The sequence below is a fragment of the Streptomyces sp. MK37H genome, assembly GCF_018035285.1.
GTDB lineage: Bacteria > Actinomycetota > Actinomycetes > Streptomycetales > Streptomycetaceae > Streptomyces > Streptomyces endocoffeicus.
Window position 1 is genome coordinate 1 of record NZ_JAAAYH010000301.1, and the last position, 11,281, is coordinate 11,281.

The following is an 11,281-nucleotide window of genomic DNA, read 5'->3' on the forward strand; positions in this document are numbered from 1 at the left end:
GTATGTGGGCGCCGTCCTCGGGCCCGGGGTGCTCGCCCTGCCCGCGCTCGCCGCCGCGGCAGCCGGACCCGCCTCGATCCTGGCCTGGGCCGTGCTGCTGGCGACGAGCGTGCCGGTGGCCGCGTGCTTCGCCGCGCTCGGCGCCCGGTTCCCGGACGGCGGCGGGGTGGCCACCTATGTCCACCGGGCGTTCGGGCCGCGCGCGGCGGCCACGGTCGGCTGGTGGTTCTACGGCTCCGTACCGGTCGGCGTGGTCGCGGGCGCCTGGATCGGCGGGCAGTACACGGCCGCCGCCGCGGGCTGGGACCGTACGGGCGCGGCGGCCGTCGCCGCGCTCGTCCTGGCGGCCGCCTTCGCCACCAACTCCCGTGGGCTGCACCTGTCCAGCCGGGTGCAGTTGCTGCTGGCCGGGCTGCTCGCGGCCCTGCTGCTGGCCGCCGTGATCGCGGCGGCGCCGCATCTGCGCACCGCGCACTTCACCCCCTTCCTGCCGGGCGGCTGGCACTCGGTCGGCTCGGCGGCGGGGGTGCTCTTCTTCGGCTTCGTGGGGTGGGAGGCGGCCAGCCATCTGTCCGCCGAGTTCGCCGATCCCCGGCGCGATCTGCCACGGGTCACCACCCTCACGCTCACCGTCGTCGGGGTGCTGTATCTGGGGCTCGCGGTGGCGACGATCGGCGCGCTGGGCCCCGGCGCCGCGACCACCGACACCCCGCTGACGGCGCTGCTGACGCTGAGCGTGGGGGACGCGGCCCGGCCGGTGGCCGCCGTCGCGGCGCTCTTCCTGTCCTTCGGCGCCGTCAACACCTATCTCGCGGGCGCCGCCCGCCTCGGCGCCGCCCTCGCCCGCGACGGGGCCGCGCCCCGGGCGCTGGCCCGGGGCGGCGCACCCGGCGAGGTGCCCCGGCGCAGTCTCGCGGTGCTGGCCGTGGGGTGTGCCGTGGTCGGGGCGGTGACCGCGACCGGCACGGCCGGGCTGGACCGGCTGATGCGGGCCACCTCGACCTGTCTCGCGGCGGTCACCCTGGCCGGGCTGCTGGCGGCGCTGACGCTGCTGCCGCGCCGTACGCCGCTGTGGTGGGCGGCGGTCGGCAGCGTGGCCGTGACCTCGACCGTGCTCGCCCTCTCCGGCCCGCTGCTGCTGATTCCGCCGGCGCTGGCGGTCGTGGCCTTGTGCTTCCAGGCGCGCCGGACGCTCCGGAGCCGCCAACCGCTCCCGATGTTCCAGACCTTCCGCACCCGCAACGGCACCGACCAGGCCACTACGACCGCCACGACCGCCACGACCGCCACGAGCGAGGAGAACTCCGGATGACCACCTCCGCCGAGGTCCATTACGAGCGGCTGCTGGCCGCCCACTACACCTGGATGACCGGGGGCGATCTCCGCGCGGCGGCCGAGGAACAGACCGCGCTGCTGCGTGAGCTGGGCGTGTCCCCGGGCCCCGGCCCCGCCCGGGCCCGCGCCGTGGACCTGGGTTGCGGACCGGGCGCCCAGACGCTCGCCCTCGCCGCGCTGGGCTTCTTCCACATCACCGCCGTGGATACCAACCAGACCCTGCTCGACGAACTGGCCCTGGCCGCAGCCGGAACGTGCGGCACGGACGCCCCGGACACCCCGGACGCCCTGGGCTCCGCCGCCCCCGCGATCCGTCCGGTACGGGCCGATCTGCGCGGTGCGCTGCCGCGGTTCACCTCACCGGGCGGGGTGTCGGCGATCGTCTGCATGGGCGACACGCTGACCCATCTGCCCGCCAAGGACGACGTGCCCGCACTGCTCGCCGACGCGGCCCGAGCCCTCTCCCCGGGGGGTCGGCTGGTCGTCACCTACCGCGATCTGACCCGGCCGCTCGAAGGGACGGCCCGCTTCCTGCCGGTCAGAAGTGATGCGGAGCGCATACTGACCTGCTTCCTGGAGTACCGCGACGCGGACACCGTCGAGGTGCACGATCTGCTCCACGTCCGTACGCCCGAGGGCTGGACGCTGCACACCGGCTCGTACCCCAAACTGCGCATCGGCACGGACTGGCTCGCCGACCGCTGCCGGGACGCGGGGCTCGAGGTGGTCCATGCCGCCCCGGGGCCGCGCGGCCTGCACGTCTTGGTGGCCGTGGCACCCGCCTAGGGTCTGCCTGCTCCGGGTCCGCCTACGGCGTCTCCTCGGCCAGCGCCGCGTCCAGGGCCGCCGTCAGCCGCCGGACCCGCGCCTGCAGATCCACCGCCTCCTCCAGGCCGAGGCCGCTGGCCTCGATCGCCGCCAGGGGTACGCCCTGGGCGCGCTCCTTCAGTGCCGCCCCCTCCGCCGTGAGCCGGACCGTCACCGAGCGCTCGTCGTGCGCGCTGCGCTCGCGCTGGACGAGACCGGCCGACTGCATCCGCTTGAGCAGCGGCGAGAGGGTGCCGGAGTCCAGCCGCAGGTACTCCCCCAGCCGCTTGACCGGCATCTCCCCGTACTCCCAGAGCACCAGCATGGCCAGGTACTGCGGATAGGTCAGCCCCGTGTCGCGCAGCACCCGGCGGTAGAGGCTGTCGAAGGCTCGGGAGGCGGCGTGCAGGCTGAAGCAGAGCTGCCGATCGAGCCGGAGCAGTTCGTCGGAGGGCCGCGGCTCGGGGGTGGCGGTGCGGTCGGCAGTGCTGTCGGGGGTGCGGTCGGACTGGTGTGACATGCCCCCAGCGTACCCTTTAGTTGTGCACAACTTAATTGTGTGCTCTACTTCTGCCCGGAGGCGGGGCACCCCGAGCCCCCACCTCCCTCCGACTGCCGGAACACGAAAGGGATGGTCCTCATGGACGCGCTCTACACCGCGGTGGCCACGGCCAACGGACGCGACGGCCGGGCCGTGAGCTCCGACGGACAGCTCGACCTGCCGCTGGCCATGCCGCCCGCCCTCGGCGGCAACGGCAAGGGCACCAACCCCGAGCAGCTGTTCGCCGCGGGCTACGCCGCCTGCTTCGCCTCCGCGCTCGGCCTCGTCGGCCGCCAGGCCAAGGTCGACACCAAGGACATCTCCGTCACCGCCGAGGTCGGCATCGGCAAGGACGCGGCGGACGACGGCTTCGGACTCAAGGTGACGCTGCGCGTCGAACTGCCGGGCGAGCTGGAGAACGAGACCGGCCGCAAGCTGGTCGAGCAGGCGCACCAGGTGTGCCCGTACTCCAAGGCGACGCGGGGCAACATCGAGGTCGAGCTCATCGCCGAGTAATTCGGACGGCGGCCACCCCCCGGGAGTCACACCTCGACGCGTTCGAGGTTCCCGGCCATGCGGCTCAGTACCCGTACCGTCTCCAGGTACTGCTCGTCCGTCAGCCCGTCCATCAGCCGCCGCCGGGTGGCGCCGACCCGCTCCGCCACGGCGGCGTGGCCGTCGGCGCCGGGCGGGGTGAGGGAGTAGGGGCCGTCCTCGGCGGCGCGGGTCACCCACCCCCGGGACCGGAGCGCCTCCAGGGCCTCGTCCAGGGTGATCGCGCCCTCGCCCCAGAAGGGCCGCAGCGCCTCGGCGAGCTCATCGGCGCTTCTGGGGCCCGCGGCGAGGCAGTTGAGCACCTGCCAGTGGCGCCGGGCGAGGCCGCTGCCGGCCAGGGCACGCTCGAAGTCCGCGTCGATCAGCGCGTCCAGGTGCTTGAGCCAGTATCCGATCGGCTTCATGAGCTCGTACCCCGTTCCTCATTGCATGTAAAGTGACAAGTAGATGTCAGCGATTATGCATTGAGGAGCGAGGGGCGACAACATGGCCGACCACGCCGAACGGCCCGACGCCACTGAACGAGCCGAACGGCCCGTCGACGCCGTCGAACGGGCCATGGTCGCCATTCGCCGCAGCCAGAGCAGACGGTCGCTGGCCCGGCGCGCGGGCCGACCCGCCCTGGGCGAGGCGTCGTTCGACGTGCTCGACGCCATCGAGGCGGCGGAGCAGAGCGGGACCCCGCCCACCGTCTCCGACATCGCCGCGGCCCTGGCCGTCGACCAACCCCGGGCGAGCAGACTCGTCGCCGGGGCGGTCGAGGCCGGGCTGGTGCGGCGGGAGGCGGACCAGTCCGACGGGCGACGCGCCCTGCTCGTACGGACCGAGGCAGGGCGCGCCATGACGGAGGAGGTGCACCGCTTCCGGCGCTCCGTGTTCGCGGAGGCGATGGAGGAGTGGCCGGAGGCGGACCGGGCGGAGTTCGCACGGCTGCTGACGTGCTTCGTGGACGCGCTCGGAAGCCGTCAGCCGCGCTGATACCCGCCCGGCTCAGGGCGTCCTCCGCCCGCTGTCAAGCGTCAGTCGTCCGACGCACATGTCGTCGGCGTGGCGTGTTCCGGATCGAGGGCGTTGACGGCCTCGTGGAAGGCCAGACCGTCGGTCAGCCCGATGGTCACGTGCTCGGAGATGTCGGTCGCGCACAGGTCCTGGATCACCACGTTCTTGACGTTCGGACCGGAGAGGAATTGTGCCCGGTAGGGCGTGGCGACCTCGTCGTACTTGGTCGAGATGACGGTGTAGCGCACTCCGGGGACGGTGTCGCCGCCCTCGTTGAGGCGCCGCAGGAAGTCCGAGCCGACCACCTGGTCCATCAGCCCCGGGGCGCCCTTGGCGATGATGTCACCGGCCCCGGGGAAGTAGTCCAGCAGCTTCGTCAGCCCGGACAGGGTGGTTCCGTGGTTGGTGGGGGCGATGCCGACCAGGGCGTTCACCTTCGGCGCGCCACCGAGGAACTTGAGGTAGTAGCGGGGCATCATCCCGCCCTGCGAATGCCCGACCATGTCGACCTTGGCGGCGCCGGTGGCGGCGAGCACCCGGTCCACATAGGCGGACAGCTGCTTGGCCGACTGGTCGATCGGCCCCAGGCCGTGGAACAGCGGGACGAGGGGCAGTTGGCCGTAGTCGAGGGAGAAGACGCAGTAACCGCGCTTGACCAGGTAGGGGGCGAAGCCCAGCCAGTTGTCGACGGAGTTGCCGAGGGTGCCGTGCACCAGGACGACGGGGCGGGGGTGTTGGGCCGATGGCTTGCAGGAGTAGTTGTTCCAGCCGCTGCTCACCGCCTCCGACGCGGTGTCCGTGGCGAGCGCGGCGGTGGGGGTCGCCGCGGTCGCCGCGACCGCGAGGGCCAAGGCGGGTAGTAAGGTGCGGGTCTTGGTCTTCCGGAATCGCCGGATACGCCTCCAGGGCAGCATCATATGAACTCCTCGCTGGTGGGGGAGAGAGTCGCGCTGACGGTGCGCTTGCGCTGCGCCCTGCGATCCGGATCACAAGAAGTGGTGCGCTCACTCGAAATTACGCGCGAGTAGCAAAGCCATCCAGCCATCCGTCAGTGAAGGAACGTTTACACGCTTTTCACATGACGCCCAGGAATGCGCCGGGTTACGCGAAGTGGGGAAACCTGTGGGACTGGTGGGACCTGCGGCTTACGCGACGTCGAGGAACCCGGCGGGCCGGACCGCGGAGACGCCGAAGCGGGCGCGGGCCCGGTCGGCGGCGGCCTCCAGCCGGCGTGACTTCTCGTCCGCGGGGTCGAACGTCAGCTGATGGGAGGCGAGTCCGGCGTCCGTCAGCCCCTCCACGCGCAGCGCCACGGACCGCACCCGGGCCCGCTGCAGCCCGAGCGCGTCATGCAGCGCGTACGCGGCGGCGGTCAGCGCCGGGGTGTGGGCGGTCGGCTCGGTCAGGGTGCGGGTGCGGGTGGTCGTGGAGCGGTCGGCGTAGCGGACGGTGAGGCTGATCGCGGCCGCCACCCGCCCGCTCGTCCGCAGCCGGACGCCGAGCCCGTCGGCGAGGGTGAGCAGCGCGCGGCGACGGCGGACGGGGTCCAACTCGTCGCGGCGGAAACGGTGTTCGGCGCCCATCGCACGGGCGGGGGCGTTCGGGGTGACCGGCGCCGGGTCGATACCGCGCGCCCAGGCGTGGACGCGGCGCGCGGTCGCCGCGCCGAGGATCCGCTGGAGGGTGGACAGCGGCGCGGCGGCGATCCGCGCGGCGCTGTCCAGCCCGTACGCGCTCAGGGTGCGCGCGGTCGCGGGCCCCACCCCGGGCAGGGCGATGGCCGGCTTACGGGCCAGGAACGCGGCGACGGCGTCCGGATCGCCGGGAACGGTACGCACGGCGCCGGACTCCTGAGCGCCCTGAGTATGGGCCTCCTGGGCCTCGTGGGCGGCCATGCGCGCGAGCAGGGGGTTGGCGGCGACGCCGACGGTGCAGTCCACGCCGTACCGGGCCAGCGCCCGGACCCGTACGATCTCGGCCAGCCCCGCCGCGTCCCGCCCGAAGTACCGCAGCGCGCCCCGCACATCCGCGAGCGCGGCATCGGGCGGCAGCGCCTCGACGACCGGCGTCAGCTCGCCGAGCAGGGTGAGCAGCCCCTGGTAGACGTCCTCCCCGGGCGCGGGGTGGAACCGCACGTACAGCACATGCGGCACCTCGTCCGCCCGCTCCGGGCCCACGGCCCGGCCGCCGCCCGGCAGGGCCATGTCCATCAGACGGGTCGGGAAGGGGTGCTGGTCGGCGGTCATCCCGCGCTCCCCGGGCTGGAGTGCCACAGTTTGCGGCCGGTGGCGGCCTGGTCGCCCGCGGGCCGGAGGTCGGCCCAGGGGTGCATGGCGTAGCCGGTGGGCATCTCGATGCGGCGGCCGGAGTCCGCTTCGGCCGCCTCCGGGCCCGCCCCGGCCAGTTCGGCGGCGACCGCCCCGAGGCCGCCCTCCTTCCTGAGCCGAGCCAGTTCGGCGAGGTTCCACACGGCCGAGCCGACGATGCTGAGGCTGCGCGGGCCGCGCCGCTGGACCACGCCACGCACGAGCAGCAGCCAGGAGTGGAAGACGGTGTGCGCGCACGCCGCGTGGCTGTCGTCGAAGAAGGCGCAGTCGACCAGCCCCGTACCGTCGTCGAGCGTGGTGAAGATGACCCGGCGCCCGGAGCGGATCGGCGGGGTCTGGGTGGCGGCCTTGGCACCGGCGACGAGCACGACCTCTCCGTGCGGCGCGTCGCGCAGCCGCTTCGCGGGGATCGCGCCCAGCTCCTCCAGGAAGTCCCGGTGGTCGCCCATCAGATGGCGGGAGACGTCCATGCCGAGGATGCCGAGCTCGGCGCCGAGGCGTTCGTCCGCGTCGAGGTCGGGGAGTCCGGCGGGGGCGGCGGGACCGGTTTCGGCCAGCGGAAGCTGGCCCTCCGCGTTGTGCCGGGCGGCGGCGCCCCGCTGCTGCCGGTGCAGTTCGGCGATCTGCAGCAGCAGATCGCGGCGGCTCGTGCCGAACGCGTCCAACGCGCCGACCTGGGCCAGCCGTTCGGCGACCGGCCGCCCGGGGTGGGCGCGCAGCCACAGATCCTGGAGCGAGGAGTACGGCTGTCCGGCCGCGATCCGCTCGGTCTCGGCCTCGCTGATGCCATGGACGTCGCTCAGCGCCAGCCGGATACCGGCGTCCACTTTATGACGGCTATCCCGTTCATTACGGCTGTCACGAGAATCACCAGACGTCAGTTCGATTCGATAGGCGGCCCCCGACCGGTTCACATCCAGCGGCAGGATCGGCACCCCGCGCCGCCGCGCGTCCGCCAGCAGCAGCCGCTTCGGATACATCCCGGGGTCATGGGTGAGCAGCCCGGCGTAGAAGGCGGCCGGATGGTGCGCCTTGAGCCAGGCGGACTGATACGTCGGGACCGCGAAGGCGACGGCATGCGCCTTGCAGAAGCCGTACGAGCCGAACGCCTCGACGATCTCCCAGGTGCGCGTCAGCACCTCCGGCGCGTAGCCCCGCTTCTCCGCCTCCGCGTGGAACCAGGCCCGCACCCGCCCCTGCCGCTCGGGGTCGGACAGGGCGCGCCGCGCCTCGTCGGCGAGGTCCCGTTCACATCCGGTCATGATCGACACGATCTTGATGATCTGCTCATGGAAGACCACGACCCCGTATGTCTCGCGCAGCGCGTCCTCCAGATCCGGATGCGGATAGCGCGGGGGCTTGCGGCCGTGCCGGGCATCGATGAAGGGCCGGACCATGTCGGCGGCGACCGGACCGGGCCGGAAAAGCGATATGTCGACCACGAGATCGTGGAAGGAGGTGGGCTGCAGCCGGCCGAGGAGATCGCGCTGGCCGGGCGATTCGATCTGGAAGCAGCCGAGGGTCTCGGTGGAGCGGATCAGGTCGTAGGTGGCCGAATCGCCGGGCCGCACCTGTTCGGGGTCGTCGATGTCCACGACACGCCCGGTGGCCCGCCGGATCTCCGCGACCGCGTGCGCCATCGCGGACTGCATCCGCACCCCGAGGACATCCAGCTTGAGCAGTCCGAGCTCCTCCACGTCGTCCTTGTCGAACTGCGACATGGGGAAGCCCTCGCCGCTGGTCGGCACGATGGGCGTACGGGCCAGCAGCCCGGCGTCCGAGAGCAGCACCCCGCAGGGGTGCATGGCGATGCCACGGGGCAGCCCGTCGAGCGCCTCGACCAGCTCCCAGAACCTGCCGAAACGTTCCTGCTGGGCGGTCGCCTCCCGTAGCTCCCGCAGCTCGGGCAGTTCCGCGAGCGCCGCGCGGGCATCGCGGGCGCGGATGTGCGGGAAGGACTTGGCGAGCCGGTCCACCTCGGCCGGGTCCATGCCGAGCGCCGCGCCCACGTCCCGTACGGCGTGGCGCACCCGGTAGGTCTCGGGCATCGAGACGGTCGCGACCCGCTCCGCCCCGAACCGCTCGAAGATCGCGCGATAGACGTCGAGCCGGCGCGCCGACTCCACATCGATGTCGATATCGGGCAGCGCGGCCCGCCGCACCGACAGGAAGCGCTCCATCAGCAGGCCGTTGGCCACGGGGTCGGCATGGGCGATGCCCAGCAGATGGTTGACGAACGATCCGGCGCCGGAGCCCCGGGCGGCCACCCGGATGCCCAGCTCCCGGGTGTCGTCGACGACCTGCGCGACGGTGAGGAAGTACGAGGCGAAGCCGAGCCGTTCGATGGTGCGCAGCTCGTCCTCCAGCCGCTCCCAGCGCACCCGGTCGCGGTCGTACCCCCGCAGCACCATGGCGGCGGCGCAGCGCGATCGCAGCACCCGCTCGGCGCTCCGCCGCCCGGCCCCGACCAGCCGGGGCTCGGGGAAGTGGACGCTGCCCAGGCCGATGTGGTCCTCGGGGTCGACCAGACACCCGGCGGCGGTGCGCCGGGTCTCCTCCAGCAGCCGGTGCGCGGCGTCCCGCCGCATCCCGGCCGCCTCCACGATCCGCTCGGCCGCCTTCGCCATGTCCCGGGGACCCTTGAGCCAGCGCTCACCGCTGTCGAGCGCCCCGGGGGTGCGCGGGTCGATGGGGACGAGCCGGCGGGCCGCGTCCAGGACGTCGGCGACCGGCCCCTCCCCCGGATCGGCGTAGCGCACGGCGTTGCTCAGCACGGCCGGGACGCCCTGCTCGGCGGCGAAGCCGACGGTGCGGGCGGCGAGCCGCAGCGAGCCCGGGCCGGTGCCGGTGCGGCCGTGCCATACGGCCTCCAGCCGCAGCGCGTCGCCGAAGAGTTCACGCCAGGGGGCGATCAGCCGGGCGGCCCGGTCGGGGCGCCCGGCGGCCAGGGCCCGGCCGACGTCGGAGTCCGGGCCGAGCAGCACGGTCAGCGGGGCGAGCGCGCCGGGGTCGCTCACCAGATCGCGCCAGTGCAGCAGGGGCGGTCCGGCGCCGTTCGTCCGGGCGGTTCCGGGGTGGGCGAGCCCCGCGTGGGCGGCGGAGACCAGCCCGCACAGCGCGGCCCAGCCCGGCGCGCCGTCCCGGGCGAGGAAGACCACCCGGGGCGCGGACTCGTCGATGAACGCCCCGCCGCGCACCGGCGTACGGCGCCGGGCGGTGCGCCCCGGCTCCGGAGCCTCCTCCCGTACGGCGAGGTCCACCCCGAACAGCGGCCGCACCCCCGCGCGCTCACACGCCCGGGCGAACCGCACCGCTCCGGCGAGGCTGTCGCGGTCGGTCAGCGCGATCGCGTCCATGCCGCGCTCGGCGGCACGCTGCGCCAGCCGCTCCGGGTGCGCGGCCCCGTACCGCATGGAGAACCCGGACGCGGTGTGCAGATGCGTGAAGCCTGGCATCCGCACCTCCCGCTGCTCACACCCCCTGACCGACCCTGCATGTCCCACGCCCCACCATAACCCCATTCTCGAACACACGTGCGAGTCGGTTTCGATGACACTTCCCTCTCCACCATAAGCACCCAAAGCACCCTTTAATCCTGCGTGTCGCCTTGCGAACGCGGCACGCGGAAGCCCGTGGGTCGAATCAGTAGGCGGGCCACCGGCCCATGCGTATGCTGATCACCATGACGGAGGGATCCCTGCTCGATCTGCTACGGGAGCAGCGCACCGGCGCGCTCGTCACCCTCAAGCGGGACGGACGGCCACAGCTGTCCAATGTCGCCTTCACCTATGACCCCGCGACGCGCCTCATCCGGATCTCCGTCACCGATGACCGCGCCAAGACCCGCAATCTGCGCCGCGATCCGCGCGCGAGCTTCTACGTCACCAGCGGGGACCACTACTCCTATCTGGTGGCCGAGGGCGATGCCGAGCTGACGCCGGTCGCCACCGATCCCCATGACGCCACCGCCGATGAGCTGGTGGAGGTCTACCGCGCGATCCAGGGCGAGCATCCGGACTGGGAGGAGTTCCGCACGGCGATGGTGGCCGAGCGGCGGCTGGTGGTGCGGTTGCGCGCGGAGCGCGGTTACGGCTGGGGGAGCCGGACCGGACCCCTGAGCGGAGAGCTGGGCCAGGGCGACTAGGAAGCCGCGGATTCCGGGCTCCGACCCCACTCCCGCCGGTCGGCTTGCCCTGGCAGGTTCTCGCTCTAGCGTGGTACGCGACAGCCCTCACCCAGAGGCATCACGAACATCACTCGATCTCGCTCACCTGAGCGCCCTTGAATCGATTTGAGCGCCTCGGCCACCTCGCTGAGCACGCCATCCGCAGGAGCGCGAGACGGCGGACGGGGTCCCTCGAGGGGCGCAATGCGCGTGGCGCCGCGCACCCGGTCGCCACGCGGCGTTCCGCGCCCGGACATCCACCGCACGCGACAATAAGCCACCGAACGACTACTTGTAGCGACCGGAAGTGCTCGATCGACGTGCGTTCCTGACGCGCACCGCGTAGAACTCCGTCCGGTATCTGCAACGACGAGCAAGGGAGTGTTCGAAATGCGGAAGACTACTGGGGCGATCGGGCTGGGAGCCGCACTGGCCGTGAGCGCCGTGCTGGGGATCGGCACGAGCGGTGCGGCGCACGCCGCGCCCGCCAAGCCGCAGAGCCTGTATCCGCCGTCCGCGCTGGTCCTGACCGTCGGCTGGGGGGCCGACGCG

The 11,281-nt window shown here is 73.0% G+C and carries 10 protein-coding genes; 5 read left to right on the forward strand and 5 right to left on the reverse strand.

The features are described from left to right. Both GWI24_RS31350 and GWI24_RS31355 read left to right on the forward strand, forming a co-directional pair. The coding region (locus tag GWI24_RS31350) for an APC family permease (protein WP_247617126.1) at positions 1-1,312 on the forward strand (1,312 nt) is incomplete at its 5' end. Next, positions 1,309-2,121, forward strand: a complete 813-nt coding sequence (locus tag GWI24_RS31355; RefSeq protein WP_210949340.1) for a class I SAM-dependent methyltransferase — start codon at positions 1,309-1,311, stop codon at positions 2,119-2,121. The genes GWI24_RS31350 and GWI24_RS31355, both read left to right, overlap by 4 nt. Positions 2,122-2,143: 22 nt before the next feature. On the opposite strand, the gene GWI24_RS31360 is transcribed toward GWI24_RS31355, so the two are convergent. Continuing rightward, a complete protein-coding gene (locus GWI24_RS31360; RefSeq protein WP_210949341.1) occupies positions 2,144-2,662 on the reverse strand; it encodes a MarR family winged helix-turn-helix transcriptional regulator in 519 nt (172 codons plus the stop codon). 120 nt (positions 2,663-2,782) lie between these two features. On the opposite strand from GWI24_RS31360, the gene GWI24_RS31365 reads away from it, so the two are divergent. Beyond that, the gene (locus GWI24_RS31365; RefSeq protein ID WP_078559105.1) at positions 2,783-3,199 is read left to right on the forward strand and encodes an organic hydroperoxide resistance protein; all 417 of its coding nucleotides are present in this window, start codon (positions 2,783-2,785) and stop codon (positions 3,197-3,199) included. Between the two features lie 26 nt (positions 3,200-3,225). Here GWI24_RS31365 and GWI24_RS31370 read toward each other — a convergent pair whose 3' ends face one another. Continuing rightward, on the reverse strand, positions 3,226-3,642 hold the full coding sequence (locus GWI24_RS31370) for a MarR family winged helix-turn-helix transcriptional regulator (RefSeq protein ID WP_210949346.1): 417 nt from the start codon (positions 3,640-3,642) through the stop codon (positions 3,226-3,228). An 82-nt stretch (positions 3,643-3,724) separates the two neighbouring features. Here GWI24_RS31370 and GWI24_RS31375 point away from each other — a divergent pair, with 82 nt between their 5' ends. Then, complete coding sequence (locus GWI24_RS31375; RefSeq protein ID WP_210949348.1) at positions 3,725-4,216, forward strand: MarR family winged helix-turn-helix transcriptional regulator; 492 nt, start codon at positions 3,725-3,727, stop codon at positions 4,214-4,216. 41 nt (positions 4,217-4,257) lie between these two features. On the opposite strand, the gene GWI24_RS31380 is transcribed toward GWI24_RS31375, so the two are convergent. The 3 genes from GWI24_RS31380 to GWI24_RS31390 form a co-directional block, all read right to left on the reverse strand. Beyond that, positions 4,258-5,151, reverse strand: coding sequence for a triacylglycerol lipase (locus GWI24_RS31380; protein ID WP_210949355.1), 894 nt, complete (start codon positions 5,149-5,151; stop codon positions 4,258-4,260). A gap of 231 nt (positions 5,152-5,382) precedes the next feature. Continuing rightward, positions 5,383-6,441 (reverse strand): helix-hairpin-helix domain-containing protein, encoded by a 1,059-nt coding sequence (locus GWI24_RS31385; protein ID WP_247617128.1) that lies wholly within the window; start codon positions 6,439-6,441, stop codon positions 5,383-5,385. Positions 6,442-6,479: 38 nt separating this feature from the next. Beyond that, complete coding sequence (locus GWI24_RS31390) at positions 6,480-10,019, reverse strand: DNA polymerase III subunit alpha (protein ID WP_210949352.1); 3,540 nt, start codon at positions 10,017-10,019, stop codon at positions 6,480-6,482. 227 nt (positions 10,020-10,246) lie between these two features. On the opposite strand from GWI24_RS31390, the gene GWI24_RS31395 reads away from it, so the two are divergent. Then, on the forward strand, positions 10,247-10,708 hold the full coding sequence (locus GWI24_RS31395) for a PPOX class F420-dependent oxidoreductase (RefSeq protein WP_247617127.1): 462 nt from the start codon (positions 10,247-10,249) through the stop codon (positions 10,706-10,708). Positions 10,709-11,281: the final 573 nt, after the last annotated feature.

Excerpts from the sequence above, each read along its gene's own strand:
- GWI24_RS31360 (WP_210949341.1), bottom strand. The coding sequence starts at position 2,662 with ATGTCACACCAGTCCGACCGCACCCCCGACAGCACTGCCGACCGCACC.
- GWI24_RS31370 (WP_210949346.1), bottom strand. The coding sequence starts at position 3,642 with ATGAAGCCGATCGGATACTGGCTCAAGCACCTGGACGCGCTGATCGAC.
- GWI24_RS31380 (WP_210949355.1), bottom strand. The coding sequence starts at position 5,151 with ATGCTGCCCTGGAGGCGTATCCGGCGATTCCGGAAGACCAAGACCCGC.
- GWI24_RS31355 (WP_210949340.1), top strand. The coding sequence starts at position 1,309 with ATGACCACCTCCGCCGAGGTCCATTACGAGCGGCTGCTGGCCGCCCAC.
- GWI24_RS31365 (WP_078559105.1), top strand. The coding sequence starts at position 2,783 with ATGGACGCGCTCTACACCGCGGTGGCCACGGCCAACGGACGCGACGGC.
- GWI24_RS31395 (WP_247617127.1), top strand. The coding sequence starts at position 10,247 with ATGACGGAGGGATCCCTGCTCGATCTGCTACGGGAGCAGCGCACCGGC.
- GWI24_RS31375 (WP_210949348.1), top strand. The coding sequence starts at position 3,725 with ATGGCCGACCACGCCGAACGGCCCGACGCCACTGAACGAGCCGAACGG.
- GWI24_RS31390 (WP_210949352.1), bottom strand. The coding sequence starts at position 10,019 with ATGCCAGGCTTCACGCATCTGCACACCGCGTCCGGGTTCTCCATGCGG.
- GWI24_RS31385 (WP_247617128.1), bottom strand. The coding sequence starts at position 6,441 with ATGGCCCTGCCGGGCGGCGGCCGGGCCGTGGGCCCGGAGCGGGCGGAC.